Source organism: Streptacidiphilus alkalitolerans, from assembly GCF_042511045.1.
Lineage (GTDB): Bacteria > Actinomycetota > Actinomycetes > Streptomycetales > Streptomycetaceae > Streptacidiphilus > Streptacidiphilus alkalitolerans.
This window is the reverse complement of the sequence record NZ_JBHEZX010000012.1, coordinates 95,268-112,011: the sequence shown is the minus strand read 5'-3', so window position 1 is coordinate 112,011 and position 16,744 is coordinate 95,268. Positions and strand designations below refer to the sequence as shown.

14 protein-coding genes and 2 pseudogenes are annotated in these 16,744 nt (G+C 70.0%); 6 read left to right on the top strand and 10 right to left on the bottom strand.

Annotated features, from left to right (window positions below; translation table 11 throughout):
- Positions 1 to 74: 74 nt before the first annotated feature.
- Positions 75 to 1,055, bottom strand: a complete 981-nt coding sequence (locus ACEZDG_RS25400; RefSeq protein ID WP_380513461.1) for a metal ABC transporter solute-binding protein, Zn/Mn family — start codon at positions 1,053 to 1,055, stop codon at positions 75 to 77.
- A gap of 238 nt (positions 1,056 to 1,293) precedes the next feature.
- On the opposite strand from ACEZDG_RS25400, the gene rpmG reads away from it, so the two are divergent.
- On the top strand, positions 1,294 to 1,458 hold the full coding sequence (gene rpmG / locus ACEZDG_RS25395) for a 50S ribosomal protein L33 (RefSeq protein WP_380513459.1): 165 nt from the start codon (positions 1,294 to 1,296) through the stop codon (positions 1,456 to 1,458).
- Positions 1,459 to 1,499: 41 nt separating this feature from the next.
- Positions 1,500 to 1,754, top strand: a complete 255-nt coding sequence (locus ACEZDG_RS25390) for a type B 50S ribosomal protein L31 (RefSeq protein WP_380513457.1) — start codon at positions 1,500 to 1,502, stop codon at positions 1,752 to 1,754.
- Between the two features lie 79 nt (positions 1,755 to 1,833).
- On the opposite strand, the gene ACEZDG_RS25385 is transcribed toward ACEZDG_RS25390, so the two are convergent.
- Together ACEZDG_RS25385 and ACEZDG_RS25380 are read right to left on the bottom strand one after the other, a co-directional pair.
- On the bottom strand, positions 1,834 to 2,226 hold the full coding sequence (locus ACEZDG_RS25385; protein WP_380513455.1) for an SCO5389 family protein: 393 nt from the start codon (positions 2,224 to 2,226) through the stop codon (positions 1,834 to 1,836).
- Positions 2,227 to 2,361: 135 nt separating this feature from the next.
- A complete protein-coding gene (locus ACEZDG_RS25380; protein WP_380513453.1) occupies positions 2,362 to 3,000 on the bottom strand; it encodes an HD domain-containing protein in 639 nt (212 codons plus the stop codon).
- 162 nt (positions 3,001 to 3,162) lie between these two features.
- Here ACEZDG_RS25380 and ACEZDG_RS25375 point away from each other — a divergent pair, with 162 nt between their 5' ends.
- From ACEZDG_RS25375 to ACEZDG_RS25365, 3 genes are all read left to right on the top strand, one after another.
- Positions 3,163 to 4,164, top strand: coding sequence for a GlxA family transcriptional regulator (locus ACEZDG_RS25375; protein WP_380513451.1), 1,002 nt, complete (start codon positions 3,163 to 3,165; stop codon positions 4,162 to 4,164).
- A gap of 57 nt (positions 4,165 to 4,221) precedes the next feature.
- Positions 4,222 to 4,428 carry a DUF2191 domain-containing protein gene (locus tag ACEZDG_RS25370; protein ID WP_380513449.1) on the top strand — a complete coding sequence of 69 codons (207 nt, stop codon included), beginning with the start codon at positions 4,222 to 4,224 and terminating at the stop codon, positions 4,426 to 4,428.
- A gap of 188 nt (positions 4,429 to 4,616) precedes the next feature.
- The gene (locus ACEZDG_RS25365; RefSeq protein WP_380513447.1) at positions 4,617 to 6,374 is read left to right on the top strand and encodes a putative Ig domain-containing protein; all 1,758 of its coding nucleotides are present in this window, start codon (positions 4,617 to 4,619) and stop codon (positions 6,372 to 6,374) included.
- A gap of 60 nt (positions 6,375 to 6,434) precedes the next feature.
- On the opposite strand, the gene ACEZDG_RS25360 is transcribed toward ACEZDG_RS25365, so the two are convergent.
- The 3 genes from ACEZDG_RS25360 to ACEZDG_RS25350 form a co-directional block, all read right to left on the bottom strand.
- A complete protein-coding gene (locus tag ACEZDG_RS25360; protein WP_380513445.1) occupies positions 6,435 to 6,575 on the bottom strand; it encodes a hypothetical protein in 141 nt (46 codons plus the stop codon).
- Between the two features lie 32 nt (positions 6,576 to 6,607).
- On the bottom strand, positions 6,608 to 8,575 hold the full coding sequence (locus ACEZDG_RS25355) for a GTP-binding protein (protein WP_380513443.1): 1,968 nt from the start codon (positions 8,573 to 8,575) through the stop codon (positions 6,608 to 6,610).
- 188 nt (positions 8,576 to 8,763) lie between these two features.
- Positions 8,764 to 9,537 (bottom strand): G1 family glutamic endopeptidase, encoded by a 774-nt coding sequence (locus ACEZDG_RS25350; RefSeq protein ID WP_380513441.1) that lies wholly within the window; start codon positions 9,535 to 9,537, stop codon positions 8,764 to 8,766.
- Between the two features lie 185 nt (positions 9,538 to 9,722).
- Between ACEZDG_RS25350 and ACEZDG_RS25345 the strand changes: the two genes are divergently transcribed.
- Positions 9,723 to 10,763, top strand: coding sequence for a helix-turn-helix transcriptional regulator (locus ACEZDG_RS25345; RefSeq protein WP_380513439.1), 1,041 nt, complete (start codon positions 9,723 to 9,725; stop codon positions 10,761 to 10,763).
- A gap of 24 nt (positions 10,764 to 10,787) precedes the next feature.
- Here the strand turns inward: ACEZDG_RS25345 and ACEZDG_RS25340 are convergent, their stop codons facing one another.
- From ACEZDG_RS25340 to ACEZDG_RS25325, 4 genes and pseudogenes are all read right to left on the bottom strand, one after another.
- Entirely contained in the window at positions 10,788 to 11,408 is a 621-nt protein-coding gene (locus tag ACEZDG_RS25340) for a hypothetical protein (RefSeq protein ID WP_380513437.1), read from the bottom strand.
- A 108-nt stretch (positions 11,409 to 11,516) separates the two neighbouring features.
- A pseudogene (locus tag ACEZDG_RS25335) lies at positions 11,517 to 12,386 on the bottom strand (DUF1996 domain-containing protein); the annotation flags it as partial.
- Positions 12,387 to 12,482: 96 nt separating this feature from the next.
- Positions 12,483 to 12,836: pseudogene (locus ACEZDG_RS25330) on the bottom strand (discoidin domain-containing protein); the annotation flags it as partial.
- A gap of 204 nt (positions 12,837 to 13,040) precedes the next feature.
- Positions 13,041 to 16,538, bottom strand: a complete 3,498-nt coding sequence (locus ACEZDG_RS25325) for a discoidin domain-containing protein (protein ID WP_380513435.1) — start codon at positions 16,536 to 16,538, stop codon at positions 13,041 to 13,043.
- Between the last annotated feature and the right edge of the window lie 206 nt (positions 16,539 to 16,744).

Below are 16,744 nucleotides of genomic sequence, written 5' to 3'. Positions count from 1 at the left end.
GGCGCGGGCTCCGGTGGGAGGTCGGCGCCGGCGGGCGCGGCGCTGGGGGTTCCTGTGGTCGGGTTCATCGTGTGCTACTTCCCGGTGGCTTTGGCGAGGGCGGCTTGGATCCCCTGGAGCTCGGCGACCTGCCACTGCTGGAAGCTGTCCCCGGCCGGGCTGAGCGTCTCGGTGACGGTGGCCACCGGGATGCCCTCGGACTTGGCGAGCTTGACCTGCGCGTCGACGTCGGGCGTGGAGTTCTGGCTGTTGTAGACGTAGACCTTGATCTGCTTGTTCTTGATCTGCTGGTCGATGGTGGCCTTGTCGGCGGCGGTGGGGTCGGTGCCCTCGCTCATCGCGTCGAGGAAGCTCTCCGGGGTGAGCATCTTCAGCCCCAGGCCCTCGGCGAGCGGGGTCACGATCGACTCCGAGGCGCCGATCGGCGTACCCGCGTAGGTGGCCCTGATGGTCGATATCAGCTGGTTGTACGGGCCGAGCGTCTGCGTCTCGAAGGTCTGCTTCTGCTGGTCGAAGTAGGCGGCGTCGGCCGGGTCGATCTTCTTGTAGTCAGCGGTGATCCGCTCGATCACCTGGTGCACGTTGTCCGGCGAGTACCAGCGGTGCGGGTTGTCGCCGGGCTTGAGTCCGACCAGGTCGCCGACCTTCAGCTCGACCCGCCCGCTGCCGGGGTTGGTGGCCAGCAGCTTGTCGGCCCAGGCGTCGTAGCCGATGCCGTTGACGATGGAGTACTGGGCGGTGGTGACCGTACGGGCGTCGGCGGCGGTGGGCTCGTAGTCGTGCGGGTCGGTGTCCGGGTTGCTGATGATGCTGTCGACATGGACGTGGCTGCCGCCGAGCTGACTGGCGATGCTGCCCCAGAAGTTCTCCGCCGCCACCGCCTGGATCACCTTGCCGCCAGTGGCTCCTGCCGCGCTGCTCGACCCGCTGCCGGGAGCCGAGGCGGCCGTGGACGTGGTGGAGCAGGCGCTGGTGGCCGCGAGTGCGGCGATACCCGCGGCCCCCAGGACGAGCCGGAGGGACCTGCGGCGAGCGGGTGCGGACGGGGTGTTCATGGGCGAGGTTCTCCTCGGGCAGGTCGGTGCGGCGGGACGTTCCTCAGCCTAGATGGAAATGGTTTTCATCACTACCCAGATGGAGGTAGAGATGAAAACCATTACCAAATCTTGACCGCAGCGGGCGGGAATGGGACGGCGGTCGTCGCTGTTGAGCTGAACACAGCAAGCTAATGGGGATGACAACCATTGCAGCTTGGTGATGCGTCGGATCACCTCGTCAGAAAGAGGAAGCACCGTGGCCCGCAACGAACTTCGCCCCGTCGTCAAGCTCCGCTCGACCGCCGGAACCGGCTACACCTATGTGACCCGCAAGAACCGCCGCAACGACCCCGACCGGGTCACGCTGCGCAAGTACGACCCCCGCGCGGGCCGGCACGTGCTCTTCCGCGAGGAGCGCTGACCCCTTCACCTCCCCCTCACCGACCCCGCAGGAGAGCAGACATGAAGTCCGGAATCCACCCCGAGTACCGCCCCGTCGTCTTCCGCGACAAGGTCGGCGGCCTCGCCTTCCTGACCCGCTCCACCGCCACCAGCAGCCACACCGCCGAGTGGGAGGACGGCCGCAGCTACCCCGTCATCGACGTGGAGATCTCCTCGGCCAGCCACCCCTTCTACACCGGCAACGCCAGGGTGATGGACACCGCCGGCCGCGTTGAGCGCTTCCAGCGCCGCTACGGCCTGGCCGCGAAGAACTGACGCCGCAGACCGGCAGCACGACGGCGGCCCCGACCTGGATCAGGTCGGGGCCGCCGTCGTATGCCGCCAGGTCCGCCGCTCAGCAGTCGCGGAACTCCGGTGACTGGTTCAGCAGTTGGGACCGCACCGAGGTGAACTTCCGGTACGACTGCCCCTGTTCGGCGCCCGGGCGGAAGACCGCGACGCGGTGGCAGTTCATAAAGGCGAGCTTCACCCCGAAGTGGCGTTCCAGCGAGCCCCTGATCGCGTCGCTGGCCAGGGCCCGCAGGAGTTGGCCACGCTCGGCCTCGCTCGGCGGCGGGGTGGTGTTGTCGGCGAACGGCTCCGTGCTCGCACCGAGGCGTGCGGTCAGGTCGGCGACCATGCGGTAGGCGTAGGGCAGGGAGCTGCGGACGGTGTCGACGAACTCGGTCTCGTCGACCTCGTCCCTCTCGGCCTTGGCGAGCAGCTGCGGGGAGACATCGAGGGACATCCGGGGGTTTCCTTGTCTTGACGAGCCTTAACGAACATGACATTCATTACGCATCACACTCTTGCCACCCGGTGACTGGCTGTCAAATCAGCTTCCCCGCACGGTTCATACGTACGGCGCAACAATCACCGGCCGCTACTCGGGCCAGGCCGAGCCCTGGATGATGTCGACGAAGTCCTTCCGGGTGAAACCGGGCACGAAGTGGGCGAGGACGTCGTCGTTCATGGTTCCGAACGTGGTGTCCGGCCGGTCGCGCATGCCGTCGGTGAACGCCCGCAGGATGTCCTGCTTGAAGTTCGGACGCCGGTGGGCGCCGGTGACCGCGGCGATCTCCTCAGCCGTGATCTCGTCCAGGTCCAGGCCGAGCACATCGGTCTCCACTCCCGCGGTGACCAGGGCGACCTCGGGTTCCAGGTGTTCCACCAGGCCCGGGGTGGTGTGCAGGGCGATGCCCAGCCAGACCGCCCGGGCCTCGGCCTCGCTGCGGCCGTGCGCCAGCAGGAAGTCCCGGGCCAGGTCCGCCCCGTCGACCTCGAAGCGCTGGTCGGTGCGCCGGTAGCGCTCGGTGAGGCCCAGGTCGTGGAACATCGCGCCGACATAGAGCAGTTCGGGGTCCGCCACGAGCCCCCGGCGCAGCCCCTTCAGCGAACCGAACAGGAACACCCGGCGGGAGTGGTCGAACAGCAGCGGCGGGGCGGCGGCGCGGACGAGCTCCGTCGCCTCGCGGGCGAGCGCGGTGTCGGGGACGGTGATCCCGGCGATGGTCTCGGTCATGGGTGCCTCCGTAAACAGTGATGAGCCGTGGTTCCTGAACAGCGTCCTGAGCTGGTGCTTATAGCCTGGTCCCGGAGCCGGGCCGCCCGCTCCGCGTGATCGGCCGCACTTCCCACGGATTCGGACGCGGACGCGGCGGCCCACGAGGCGAGGAGTCACCCAGTGAGCAGCAGGGCGCGCAGCCGGCCACCGCACCGGGTCGGCGTGGTCGTCTTCGACGGCGTGAAGCTGCTCGACGTCGCCGGGCCCAGCGAGGTCTTCAGCGAGGCGAACCGGATCGGCACCGACTACCGGCTGACCCTGTGCTCGGTCGGCGGCCGTCAGGTGGCCTCCTCCACCGGCCTGCGCATTCCGGTCGACGCGGACGCCTCCTCGGCCGGCCTCGGCTTCGACACCCTGCTGGTCATGGGCGGCGACGCCCTGCCCACCCGTCCGATCGACCCCGCCCTGCGTGATGCGGTCGGCGACCTGGCCGCCCGCTCCGGGCGGGTGTGCTCGATCTGCACCGGCGCGTTCATCCTGGCCGCGGCGGGACTGCTGGACGGCCGCCGCGCGACCACGCACTGGCGGCACACCCAGTTGCTGCGCCGGGCGTACCCGGGGATCGCGGTCGAGCCCGACGCGATCTTCGTCCGCGACGGCCGTACCTTCACCTCGGCCGGCGTCACCGCCGGGATCGACCTGGCGCTGGCCCTGCTGGAGGACGACCACGGCGAGGACACGGCCAGGCAGGTGGCCCAGTCCCTGGTGGTGTTCCTGCAGCGGCCGGGCGGGCAGTCCCAGTTCTCACCGACCCTGCTGGGTCCGCGCCCGCACACCTCGGCGCTGCGGACGGTGTTCGACGCCGTGGCCGCCGACCCCGCGGCGGACCACTCGGTCCCGGTCCTGGCGGCGCTCGCCTCGCTGAGCCCGCGTCATCTGACCAGGCTGTTCCGCGAGGAGCTGGGCACCACCCCGGCGAAGTACGTGGACGCGGTGCGCTTCGACGGGGCCAAGGCCGCGCTGGAGGCCGGCCGCAGCGTGGGCGAGGCCGCCGAACTGGCCGGCTACGGCAGCGCGGAGACGCTGCGCCGGGCGTTCGTGTCCCACCTCGGCGTATCACCGCGTACGTACCAGCAGCGGTTCCGCTCGGCGCAGCGCCCCGACGCCGCCCGGGGCCGCTGACGCGACGCCGCAAAGGCCCTAGGCTGCCCGGACGGGCACCGGGACAGGGAGACAGGCATGGCGAAGGTCAACATCAGTCTGGACGCCGCGCTGGTCGTGGAGGTGATGGTGCTGTCCGGGGTCAACAACCCGCAGGACGCCGTGGAGTTGCTGGTACACGACTACATCGCCCGCGGCCATCGCACCGACGCCCGGACCGGCTCGGCGGACCAGCAGCTCAAGGACATCGAGAGCCGCCCGCAGCGCCCCGCCGAACACGGCTGAGCCCAAGGGGGCGCCGGCCATGGGCGCGTGAGTACGACGCATGGCGAACTTATTTGCCATGTTCCATTCAAGTCCTCGTTGCCGGACCATGGGGGCACACGCCACAGCGATCGCCCACGCTGCTTTCGGGCCCTTCGCCTACGCGCGTAGCGAAACCTCCGCCCCCCACAGCCCGAGGAGTTCGACGGATGATCAGAACCCGCAGTACGGCCGTGCTCTGCACCGCCGCCCTGGCCGCACTCGCCACCCTCGCCGCAAGCCACGCCGCGGTGGCCCGCACCCCCGCCGCCGCGCCCGCCGCCGTCCGCGCCGCCGCTCCGGCCGCCACCGCACAGCACCGGGTGCTGTTCGACAACACCAAGGCCGAGACGGCCGGCAACGCCGACTGGGTGATCAGCACCAGCCAGCCCGACCCGCTGGGGCAGAACGCCAACCCGACCTCGGAGACCAGCTGGACCGGCGCGCTGTCGGCCTGGGGCGTCGCCCTGCAGAAGACCGGCGACTACAGCCTGAAGACGCTCCCTTCGGGCAACACCATCACCTACGGCACCTCCAACGCCCTGGACCTGTCCAACTTCGACACCTTCGTCATCGACGAGCCCAACATCCGGCTCAGCACGGCCGAGAAGACCGCGGTGATGACCTTCGTCCAGAACGGCGGCGGCCTCTTCCTGATCTCCGACCACAACGGCAGCGACCGCAACAACGACGGCTACGACTCCCCCGCCGTCATCAACGACCTGCTGACCAGCAACGGCGTCGACAACACCGACCCGTTCGGCTTCTCGGTCGACCTCAAGGACATCTCCAGCGACGACCCGCGCGCCATCAGCGACGCCTCCGACCCGGTGCTGCACGGGCCGTTCGGCACCGTCACCGGCAGCATCCTGGCGGACGGGACCACCTTCACCCTCAAGCCCGCCGACAACCCCAACGTCAAGGGCCTGCTCTACCTGACCACCGGCGCCACCGGCGGCAATACCAACGCCTTCTTCGTCACCAGCACCTTCGGCCAGGGCCGGGTCGCGATCTGGGGCGACAGCTCCCCGGTCGACGACGGCACCGGCAGCAGCGGCAACACCCTCTACAACGGCTGGTCCGACCCGGGCGGCACCGACGCCGCGCTCGCCCTCAACGCCACCGCCTGGCTGGCCACCGGCTCCGGCAGCACCGGCGGCGGCGGAGCCGTCAGCGTCACCAACCCCGGTTCCAGGACCGCCACCGTGGGCACCGCCACCAGCCTGCAACTGGCCGCTTCCGACACCGCCGGCGGCACCCTGCGCTGGACCGCCACCGGCCTGCCCGCCGGTCTGTCGCTCAATGCGACCACCGGGCTGATCAGCGGCACCCCGACCACGGCCGGGAGCAGCAGCGTCACCGTCACCGCCAGCGACTCCACCGGACCCACCGGATCGGCGAGCTTCACCTGGACGGTGACCACCAGCGGCGGCGGCGGGGGTTGCACCGCCGGACAACTGCTGGGCAACCCCGGCTTCGAGACCGGCAGCGCCGCCCCCTGGACCGAGACCCACTCGACCGGCGGCAGCGTCGTCAACAGCAGCTCGACCGAACCCGCCCGCAGCGGCAGCTACGACGCCTGGCTGGACGGCTACGGCACCACAACCACCGACACGCTGGCCCAGTCCGTGGCCGTGCCGAGCGGCTGCTCGACCGACACCTTCAGCTTCTGGCTGCACATCAACACCGCGGAGACCGGGAGCACGGCCTACGACACCCTCAAGGTGCAGGTGCTGAACTCCTCGGGCACGGTCCTGTCCACCCTGGCCACGTACTCCAACACCAACGCGGCCTCCGGCTACGTCCAGCACAGCTTCAGTCTGGCCGGCTACGCCGGGCAGACGGTGACCCTGAAGTTCACCGGCGCCGAGGACTACACCAAGCAGACCTCGTTCGTCCTGGACGACACCGCCGTCACTGTCGGCTGAATGTGAGCTTCACGGCTCCGGTGGGTCGGGTGCGGGTCCGCACCCGACCCACCGGTCCTGCTACGCGCCGGAATCGGAGCCGGACGTCGCGCTGGGCCGCCGCAGGCCCTTGACCAGCGCGACGGCGCGACGGACCAGGTGGCGGCGCTTCGGCGGGACGACCGGCAGTCCCAGCGGCATGATCGGTTGCGGTGTGCTCATTCTGCTTCTCCCCGTGAGTAAGTGATGCACCCTCATGGTGGCACCGGGCAGGTTCTGTTGCTACGGGCATGGCCGCCCGGTACCGGCCGGTAGTGGTCGAAGGCCGACTCGAGCACCCCCTCGCCGCCGGTCAGCGCCGGGAACTGCTGTTCCAGCCGGTGCACCGACGCCGCCGGGATGTCCCCGCGCAGCAGGTACGACGCCCCCTCGGTCACCGGCGCGCCCGGAACGGCACCCAGCCGGGTCAGCGCCGGCAGCACCGCCCCGAAGGTGTCGGCGGGGACCTCCAGGTGGAACCGGTGCATCGGCTCGCAGACGACGGTGCCGGCCTGCTCCAGCGCGGCCCTCAGCACCAGCGGGGTCAGCAGCCGGAAGTCCCCCGCCGTGCTCGACATGCTCTTGTCGAAAACGGCATGGGAATGGCTCTGCCGCGGCGCATAACCGGAATGCGTCATGGTGACCCGGCAGTCGGGGACCTCCCAGCCGTGGATTCCCTGCAGCAGGGTCTCCCGCACGGTCTCCTCGACCGCTTTGAAAAACGCGTACGGCATCGATCCGAGTTCGACCCCCAGTCCGAATTCCACTCCGCTGCCGACCGGCGCCGGTTCGACGCGGAGTCCGACCGTCGCCAGGAAGGGATTGGGCTCCTGGTGGATGATTTCGGCGGCAGCACCGGTTCCCAGCAGCCGTTCCGTGCAGATGGTGGTCGTCCCGCGGAATTCGACGTCGATTCCGAAATCCTCGGCCAGGGTTTCCTGGATGACCTCCTTCTGCACCTCTCCGTAGAGCGAGAGCGAGAGTTCCTGCCGGATCCCGTCCTGGCGCAGGCCGATCAGCGGGTCCTGCTCGGCGAGTTGGGTGAGCGCCACGTGCAGGGCGCCGGCGTCGGCACGGCGGCGCGGCACCACGACCGTCTCCAGGCTCGGCGGGGCGAAGTGGTGCGCCGCCGCCGGGCCCGTGACCTGCGGATCTCCGAGGGTGTCACCGATCCTGATGTCGCCGAGGCCCCAGAGCCGTCCGATCCGGCCCGCGCCGACCGAGCCGCACGGCACGGCCGCGCCCCGCTCGAAGACGCTGATCGCGGTGACCTTCTCCTCGCCCAGGTGCTGCCCGGCGCGGCCGAACCGCAGCAGGTCGCGGACCCGTACCGTGCCGGAGAACAGGCGGACACAGGCGATCTTCTCCCCGGCCGGGCCGCGTTCGACCTTGAAGACGGTGCCGGCGACCGGGCCCCCGGGGTCGCCCTCGGCGGCGGGCAGCAGCCCGCTGATCCCGTTGACCAGCGAGTCCACCCCCGCGCCGGTGATCGCGGAGCCGAAGAACACCGGGTGCACCAGCGCCCTCCCGGTCTGCGCGGCCAACTCGCCGCGCAGCCGCCGGTCCTGGGAGGCGGACGCCTCGTCGCGGACGTAGTCGGCCAGGAACGCGTCGTCGTGGTCGGCCAGCAGGTCGACCAGCCGGGCGGTGAACCCGGCGTCGTCGGCGGTGTGCGGACGCACGGCGGCGTCCCGGGTGCCGAGTCCGGTGACCGCGCCCATCGGGACGATGGCCGGGGTCAGCTTCGCCGCGATGCCCCGGAGCAGTTCCTCGTACCGCGCGCCGGCCCGGTCGACCTTGTTCACAAACACCAGGGTGGGAACCCGCAGGCGCCGCAGGGTCCGCATCAGCACCCGCGTCTGCGCCTGCACGCCCTCCACGGCGGAGACGACCAGGACGGCGCCGTCGAGCACGCCGAGCACCCGTTCCACCTCGGCGATGAAGTCCGGGTGGCCGGGTGTGTCGATCAGATTGACGGTGATGCCGTCGACGACAAAGGACACGACAGCGGATTTGATGGTGATTCCGCGCTGTCGTTCCAGCGCCAGGGAATCCGTTTGGGTGCTGCCGCGGTCCACACTGCCGATCTCGTCGATCACGCCGACCGAGTGCAGCAGCCGCTCGGTCAGGCTGGTCTTACCCGCGTCGACATGCGCCAGGATCCCCAGATTCAACGTTCGCATACAGCTTCATGTCCTCGAGATAGGCAAAAGTGACCTTCTGGATGGGCATGAAAGCTCGGCGCACGGTCTTCTCCTCGGGAACTCCGGACGGCTCGGACGGAACGTCAGGATTACAGCAGACAGCGCTCCCTGCGGGCAACGGAATTAAACGGGACCGGCGCCGGCGCCGACGCCGGTCCCGAGGCCGGTCAGCCCGGTATCAGCGAGAAGGTGCCGCCGTTGAGGGCGGTCGGGACGTACTGGCCGCTGGCCAGCGGGAGCGGGTTGTAGGCGCTGAAGGTGCTGCCGTTGACGGTGATGCCGGTGAAGGTGAGCGAGCTGAAGGAGGGGTAGCTCTGGGTCGGCGACTCGATGATGGCCTCGGCGCTGACATTGGCGCCGCGCAGCCGCTGGGTGGTGGTGTAGGTCCAGCCCTTGGTGTTGTCGGTGAGGGTGATCTTGTAACTGCCGCTGCCGGAGGTGGTGGTGACCGAGCCGGTGAAGCTGTCGCCGACCGAGACGGCGTTGCCGAGGTACACCGGCTGGGCCGGGTACATCTCGTACCAGGCGCGGTAGACCGGACGGCCGCTGGAGCAGGAGGTCTCGACGCCGGTCTGCTCCACGGTCTGCGAGCCGTAGCCGTCGATGCCGACCCAGGGGGCGAAGAGGTTGTTCCGGCTGGTGCAGGTCACCGCGGGCTCGGTCCAGGAGCCGGTCACGCTGCGGAAGCCGCTGCCGGTGGCGACGTATCCGCCCCAGGGGCTGCTGCTGGCCAGCGGGCCGATGCCGTGGCCGTGGGCGACCGGGGTGATCGGGGCGTAGCCGTACGCGTGCGGCTGGACGGCGGAGGCGCCCGCGGCGGCGGACGGGACCGGGGCCGCGGCGGCCAGCGCGCCGACCGCGACCAGGCCGACGGCGGCCTGCAGCAGCCGGTTCCCGCGCTGGGCGGACGACTGGGCGGACAGCGGAGTGGAGAGGGGCATGGCGGAACTCCCGACGGTGGGGGTGTGGGGCGGCGGCCGGAAGAACCGGGCCGCGTCTGAATGCTCGTCAGTCGCGGCGCCCGGTGGAAGCGGTCCCGGGCTGCGGGATCCAGACATGACAGGTTTCCGTCAAGTTCTTCTGCGATGATGTCCGGAGCAGGTAGGACAAAAGGAAGCGAGGTGTCGTGCTCGCAGCGCACGCACACGGCCCGGACGGATCGCAGGGACCGCTCGGGACGCAGGGATCACTGGGCTCACCGGTCCAGCAGGACCCTCCGGGGCCGACCGGGATCAGCAGGATCGAGGAGGCCGTCTACGTCACCCTCTGCCGCCGGGGGCCGAGCACCCTGGCGGAGCTCGCCCGCGCCCTGGAGGCGGACGAGGCGACGGTGCTCCAGCAGCTCACCTCACTGGACGCCCGCGGCCTGGCCCGTCGCCCCAAACCGCGCGACGACAGCGGCCGGTGGACGGCCGTCGCCCCCGACCTGGCGGTCCAGCGGATCCTCCGCGACCGCGAGGCGGAGTCACGGCGCCTGCACGAGGAGATCACCCGGCTGCTGGACGGCTACCACCGCTCGCGCGGACAGCACGATCCCGCCCTGCGCGACCTGGTCGAGGTGGTGACCGGACGCGAGGCCATCGCCGACCTCTGGCTGAGCCTGCTGGACGGGGCCGCCGAGCAGGTCGACATCCTCGACAAGCCGCCGTTCGTCCAGGTCGACAACGCCGGACCGGAGCTGGACGTGCTCGCCCGCGGCGTCCCGGTCCGCTCGGTCTACGAGCGGGCGGCGCTGCTCCGGTCGGACAAGCTGGAGGAGGTGCGCGGCCTGATCACCGCCGGTGAGCAGGCCGGGACCGTGGCCGACCTGCCGTTCAAACTCGCCCTGGTGGACCGCCGTTGGGCGCTGCTGCCGCTGGCGACCGGCGCCGAGCTGAGCGGCGCGCTGCTGGTCCGCCCGTCGCCGTTGCTGGACGCGCTCGCGCAGACCTTCGAGGCGCAGTGGGCCCGGTCGATACCGGTGCCGGCCCCGGACCGGCAGCCGGACGCCGACCGCTTCGAACTGCTCACCCTGCTCGCGGCCGGGATGACCGACGACGGCATCGCCCGGCACCTCGGCATCTCGGCCCGCACCGTGCAGCGCCGGGTCAGCGCGCTGATGGTGGGGCTGGGCGCGAGCAACCGCTTCCAGGCGGGAGTCCAGGCGGCACGGCGCGGACTGCTCTGAGGCCACGCGGCAACCCACGGGGGCTCAGCCGTACTCCTTCCAGCAGATCAGCACCGTCTGCGCCACCGTGCGGGCCGCGGTGGCGCGCGGGCGGACCGGCAGACCGACCGTGGCCGGCAGCGCGGTCACGTCGACCACCAGCACCGCGTTGTCCTTGCGCACGACGACATTGCCGTTCGGCTCCTGGAACGCGCCCTCGCCCATGCCGCCCAGGGTGGTGCTGCCGGGCGCGGCCGTCCGCAGCGAGGTGAACCAGGCGGTGGTGGCCGCCTGGTCGGGGAGGTCCTTGACCGAGAGCCGCATCGAGCCGGTGCTGAACACATAGCGGCAGGAGTAGGTCCTGCCGGTCCAGGTGGGGGCGAGCGGCTTGGTGACGTCGATGCCCAGCGCCCCGGTGATCTGGGTCTCCGCGGTGTCGGTGCAGACGATGTGCGCGGCATCCGACGGACCGTCACTCTGCGTCGCCGCGGCGGTCGCCGGGACGGTCGCCGCACCGGTCACGGCGGCCGACGGATCCGCGACGGGCCGGCCGGTCGACTGGCTCGAACCGCAGCCGGTGACAACACCCGCCACCAGCAGGGCCGTTGCCGCCGTCATGGCCGGACGGAGCGCGCCCCGGCGACGAAGGATCCGTTGTGCTTCCATGGGCAGACTTCCTGACGGCGGGACGGGGACGGGCTCCCGGTCCACCGCCCGCCGCAACGGGGGTGCTGGACCGGGAGCCCTGGGGAGAGAAGGGTCGTACTGGTCAGGTCAGAGCAGGTAGCCCTGGCTGTTCAGGACCGCGCCCTTCTGCGGCTGGCTCTGGTCGTAGCCGGTGTCGTCGCACTGGAGCCCACCGTTGATGCAGTGGGTCACCATTCCGGCGAGGGTGGCCGGGTCCCAGCCATTGTAGAAGTCGTAGTGGAAGGAGAAGCCACGCCCGCTGGAGAGGTGCACCTGCGACATGTCGCCGCTCACCGGGAAGGCCATCTTGAACTCGATCATCGGCACCGCGACCGGGTGGTCGGGCGGGCAGACGCCGTTGACCGGGTAGGCCATGTGGCTCTTGTGGTCAGGGGTGTCCAGGTGGATGCCGTCCCAGCAGCTGGGGGCCTGGTAGCGGATCTCCAGCTGGCTGCCGGCCGCACAGGTGACCGGGATGTCGATGCTGTTGTAGGTGTCGCCGCACTCCCAACCGGCCACGTAGCCGGGGTCGGTGGCGAACTGGGTGGCGGTGGCGGCCGGGCTGCCGACCAGGAAGCGCAGGCCGACCGGGAACGGCCGGACGCTGGTGTAGTCGTTCACTCCGGTCTTGTAGTAGATGGTCTGGGTGCCGACCGGGATGATCTGGGTGGTCCCGTTGAGCACGGTGGGCATCCAGTAGCCGGACTTGTCCAGCGGGGCGAAGCAGGTGGAGGTGGCCGCCTGCAGCGACGGGACCGTGGTGGCCGCGTTGGTGCTGGTGTTGCCCAGGAAGGTGTGCAGGTGCGAGGCGCCGGGCTGGTTCGGGAAGACGATCGGGTCGTCCGGCAGCACGTGGTTCGCGGAGCACTGGGCCTGGAACTCGTGGAAGTAGGCGTGCGGCGGGTTGTAGGTGGACGGCACCACACCGGTGACCGGCGGGTTCGCGAAGACGTAGCCGGCCGTCGAGGAGGTGGCCGTGCCGTAGACCTTGACCTCGTACAGCGAGTAGCCGTACTGGGTGCCCCTGGCGGTGCCGTACACCCGGAGGTAGCGGCCGGCGCCGGTCACATTGAGGACCTGGTTGCCGCCGGTGCTGGTGGTGGTGCTGTAGATCGACGTCCAGGTGCTGCCGTCGTTCGAGGTCTGCAGCTGGTAGGCGCTGGCGTACGCGACCTCCCAGTCCAGCTCGACCTGGCTGATCGTGGCACCGGCGCCCAGGTCGATCTGGATCCACTGCGGGTCGCTGTTCTGGACGCTGGCCCAGCGGGTGGTCGGGTCGCCGTCGACGATCGCGCCGGCTGGGAAGTTGGCGCTCTCCAGTGAGGAGGCGAGAACCGGCCGGGACTGCGAGATCAGCGTCCCGGCAGCACTCGCGGTGGGGGCGAACGTACCGCCGAAACCGAGCATGGCCAGCAGGACGGCGATGGTGACGGACAGTGCGGTTCGCCGGTAGCGGCGTGGACGCTGGGTCCACCGTCCGGCGAACAGGGAGCGGGGCCTCATGAAGACCTACCAATCCTGAGGGTACGGGTGGGGGGTGTGGTGCGCCGCCCCGGGGTCGTTGCCGCCTGCCCGACCCCGACCCCGGGGCAGCTCAGTGCTCGTCCCGACTCAGCTGTAGACGCCGAACTCGTACAGCGAGTAGCCGTACGCGGTGCCCCGCTGGGTCAGGTTCAGCCGCACGTAGCGGCCTGACCCGGTGACGTCGAAGTCGTCGACGCCGCCGGACGCGGTGGTGGTGGAGTAGACGTTGGTCCAGTTGGTGCCGTCGTTCGACACCTGGACCTGGTACGCCTTGCCGTAGGCCGACTCCCAGCCGAGCTGGATGTGCTTGATGCTGGTGGTCTGGCCCAGGTCGACCTGGATCCACTCGCTGTCGTCCCAGTTGCTGGCCCAACGGGTGGACCAGTCACCGTCGGTGGCCTGGCCCGGCGTGAAGTTGCCGTTGGTGGCCTGGAACGACGAGGCCGTGGTGGTCTTGCCCTTGGCCACATTGGTGCCGTTGACCGGCGGGGCGACGACCTTGAAGGAGCGGGTCTCGATCCCCACGTTGCCGTGGCCGTCCGAGGCGTAGACGTAGACCTTCCAGACGCCCAGCGTCTTGGGCGCGGTGACGGTGAACTGCCCGTCCCCGGTCTGGGTGAAGTTCAGCTGCTGCAGGCCTGTTCCGCCGTCGACGTACTTGGTGGAGTACATCAGGTTGTAGCGGATCAGGTCGCCGTCGGGATCGGTGGTGCTGGTGGTGACGTTGAAGGTGCCTCCGGCCGCGACGGACGAGGTGTTGCTCAGCGTCATGCTGCTGATCACCGGCGGGGTGTTGGCCTGCGGCGTTCCGCCGAAGTCCTTCGCCACCGAGTAGTACGCCAGCCGCTTCCAGCCCTCGGGGATCAGGTTGAACCAGACCCCGCCGAAGTCGTTCTCGATGCCGTAGCTGAACATGGTGCCGCCGAAGGAGACCCCGGTGTGTCCGGCGATGCAGTTCCAGGCACTGGTGTACCCGTCGCGCATCTGCTGGTCGGTGGGCTGGGTGGGCACGCCGTTGGCGTCGTTGGGAACCTCCCACTCACCGTTGTCGCCGGACTCGGTGACGATGTACGGCTTGGTGTAGCCGCCGCTGACCCAGTCGCCCTTGACGCTGCACACCGCGCCGTAGGAGTTCACGGCGTAGAGGTCCAGGTCGGGGGTGTACTGCTTGTAGTAGGGCCAGGCGCCGGTGTACGCGTCGGTCGAGGTCACCGGGTGGTTCGGGTCCGCGGCGTGGATCGCCTGGACGATCTGCTCCACGTACTGGGCGTAGGCGATCCGCTGCTGCTCGATCGCCGCCCCGGTGTAGTGGTCCTGGGTGGTGAGGATGACCTCGTTGCCGACGTCCCACATCAGCACGCCGGGGTGGCTCTTGTAGGTGTTGACCCACTGCACGATCGAGTTCAGCGTGCTGGTCTTGTAGGCGGTGTCGTTGACGTAGTCGGCGCCCTGGTTCAGCCAGAAGCCGTTGATCACCTTGAGCCCGTTGGCAGCCGCGGCGTCCAGCAGCGGCTTGGTGGTGGCGTCGGTGCCCCAGGTGCGGACGGTGTTGACGCCCATGGACTTGAGGTCGCGCATGTGGGCGTTGGCGGTGTCGGTGCCCGGGCCCCAGGTGACGCCCTTGACCTGCCACGGCGAGCCGTTGACGTTGAGCTGCCAGTTGCCCTGGGATCCGGTCACCTTGACCACGCTGGGCGTGGTCGGCACCGGCGGGTCGGTGAGCGGGGCCGGCGCGGTGCCGGTGGTCTGCGCCACGGTGACGGCGCCGATGCTCAGGGTCCCGCCGGAGCTGGTGCCGCTGCCCGGCGAGGTGCAGCCGCAGACCGCGTTGGGGTACGAGCCGCCGATGGAGAGGTTGGCCTGCAGGTAGAAGCCGTGGTCCACGGCCGCCTGCCAGGTGGCGACGCCGACCTGGGACTCGTTGACCTGCCACACCTGGTAGCCGTCCAGGTAGAAGCGGATCTGCTCGTCCGACTTGGTCCGGTCGATCACCTCGGAGTAGGTGTGGTAGCCGGTCTGGCAGCCGGTGCAGCTGGCGAGACCGCTGGTCAGGCCGTTGTACTCATTGCAGTTGCCGTTCGGCGCGGTGCCGCAGTGCAGCGTCGCGGAGAGCTGGCTGCGCCCGTTGACGTCCTCGAGGATGTCCCCCTCGCCCACCGCGGGCCAGGTGGTCGGGGCGGTGCGGTAGGCGGCGCCGACGGCCTTGAAGGCGGGCCAGTAGCCGAGCCCGTTGGCCACGTTGGGCTGCTTGATGGAGGCCTGGATCAGCAGCTGGCCACCCGCCGGGGCGGCGAAGTCGCTGCGCTTGGTCTCCACCCGGCCGGAGGTCCAGTTGCCGGCGCCGTCCTTGAGGGCGGTCAGGTTGAGGTGGTTGCTGCCGTCGACCGAGACGTTGGCGGCGGCGTTGGTGTTGGTCTCCACCTCGCTGGTGCCGTAGTTGGCCGGACCGCCCGCGTAGGCGGTGGTGCCGGTGTCGGTGGTCCAGTCGGCAGCCGAGGGCGCGCTGCCGGCCGCACCGGTGAAGTTGTCGCTCCACACCGGGGTCCAGTTGCCGGGCGGGGTGGTCCCGTTCGGCGGGGTGGAGGTGGGCGGCGTCGTGGTCGGCGGGGTGGTGGTCGGCGGCGCGGTGGCGCCGGACGTGCCGTAGACCTTGAACTCGTACAGCGCGTAGCCGTAGCCGTTGGAGCGGACCGTGCCGTACATCCGCACATAGCGGCCGGTGCCGGAGACGTTCAGGGTCTCGGTGCCGCCGGGGCTGTTGGCGGTGGTGTAGATGTTGGTCCAGTTGGTGCCGTCGTTGGACACCTGGATCTGGTACGCCTTGGCGGCGTTCTCCCACTGCAGCACCACCTGGCTGATGCTGTCGGTGGCGCCGAGGTCGACCTCCAGCCACTGCGGGTCGGCCCAGGCGCTGGCCCAGCGGGTGGTGCCGTCACCGTCGACCGCGTTGGCCGGGCCCAGGCCCGCGCCCTCGACCGAGGAGGCCGTGGCGGTCTTGCCCTGGGACAGCAGGCTCGCGTTCGGCGGCGTGGTGGTGGGCGGGGCGGTGGTGGGCGGAGGGGTGGTGGCCCCGGCCGCTCCGTAGACCTGGAACTCGTAGAGCGAGTAGCCGTAGCCGTTGGTGCGGACCGTGCCGTTCATCCGCACGTAGCGGCCGGTGCCGGAGACGTTCAGGGTCTCGGTGCCGCCCGCGCCGGTGGTGGTGCTGTAGACGTTGGTCCAGTTCGTACCGTCGTTGGACACCTGGATCTGATAGGCCGTCGCGAAGTTCTCCCACTGCAGCACGACCTTGTCGATCGTGTAGCTGCTGCCGAGGTCGACCTGCAGCCACTGCGGGTCGCTCCAGGCGCTGGCCCAGCGGGTGGTGCCGTCACCGTCCACTGCGTTCGCCGCGCTCAGGCCCGCGCCCTCGACCGAGGAAGCCGTGGCGGTCTTGCCCTGCGACAGCAGGGTGTCGGCCGCGTGGGCGGTGACGGGCCCGGCGACAAGAGCGTAGAAGAAGAGCGCGAAGGCGACGACGGCCAGAACCGCCACCCGTATCGGCGCGGGTGGTCGCATCAGCCTGGGAGGCGCGAGGGCTTGCATAAGGGCTCCTGACGAGGTTGGTACGAGGGCTTGGAGAGCGCTCGCCCAGAGAGCGCTCTCCCATCGGGCCGATAGTTGCGCTGTTGTTTCGGGGGCGTCAAGAGTTTTGTCAGAATGAGTAGTTCCGGTATCAAGCGGAGATCTACGGCGGGTCACATATCGCCCAATCGGTGCATACGGCGACGCCTTATCGACGTGCGACTGCC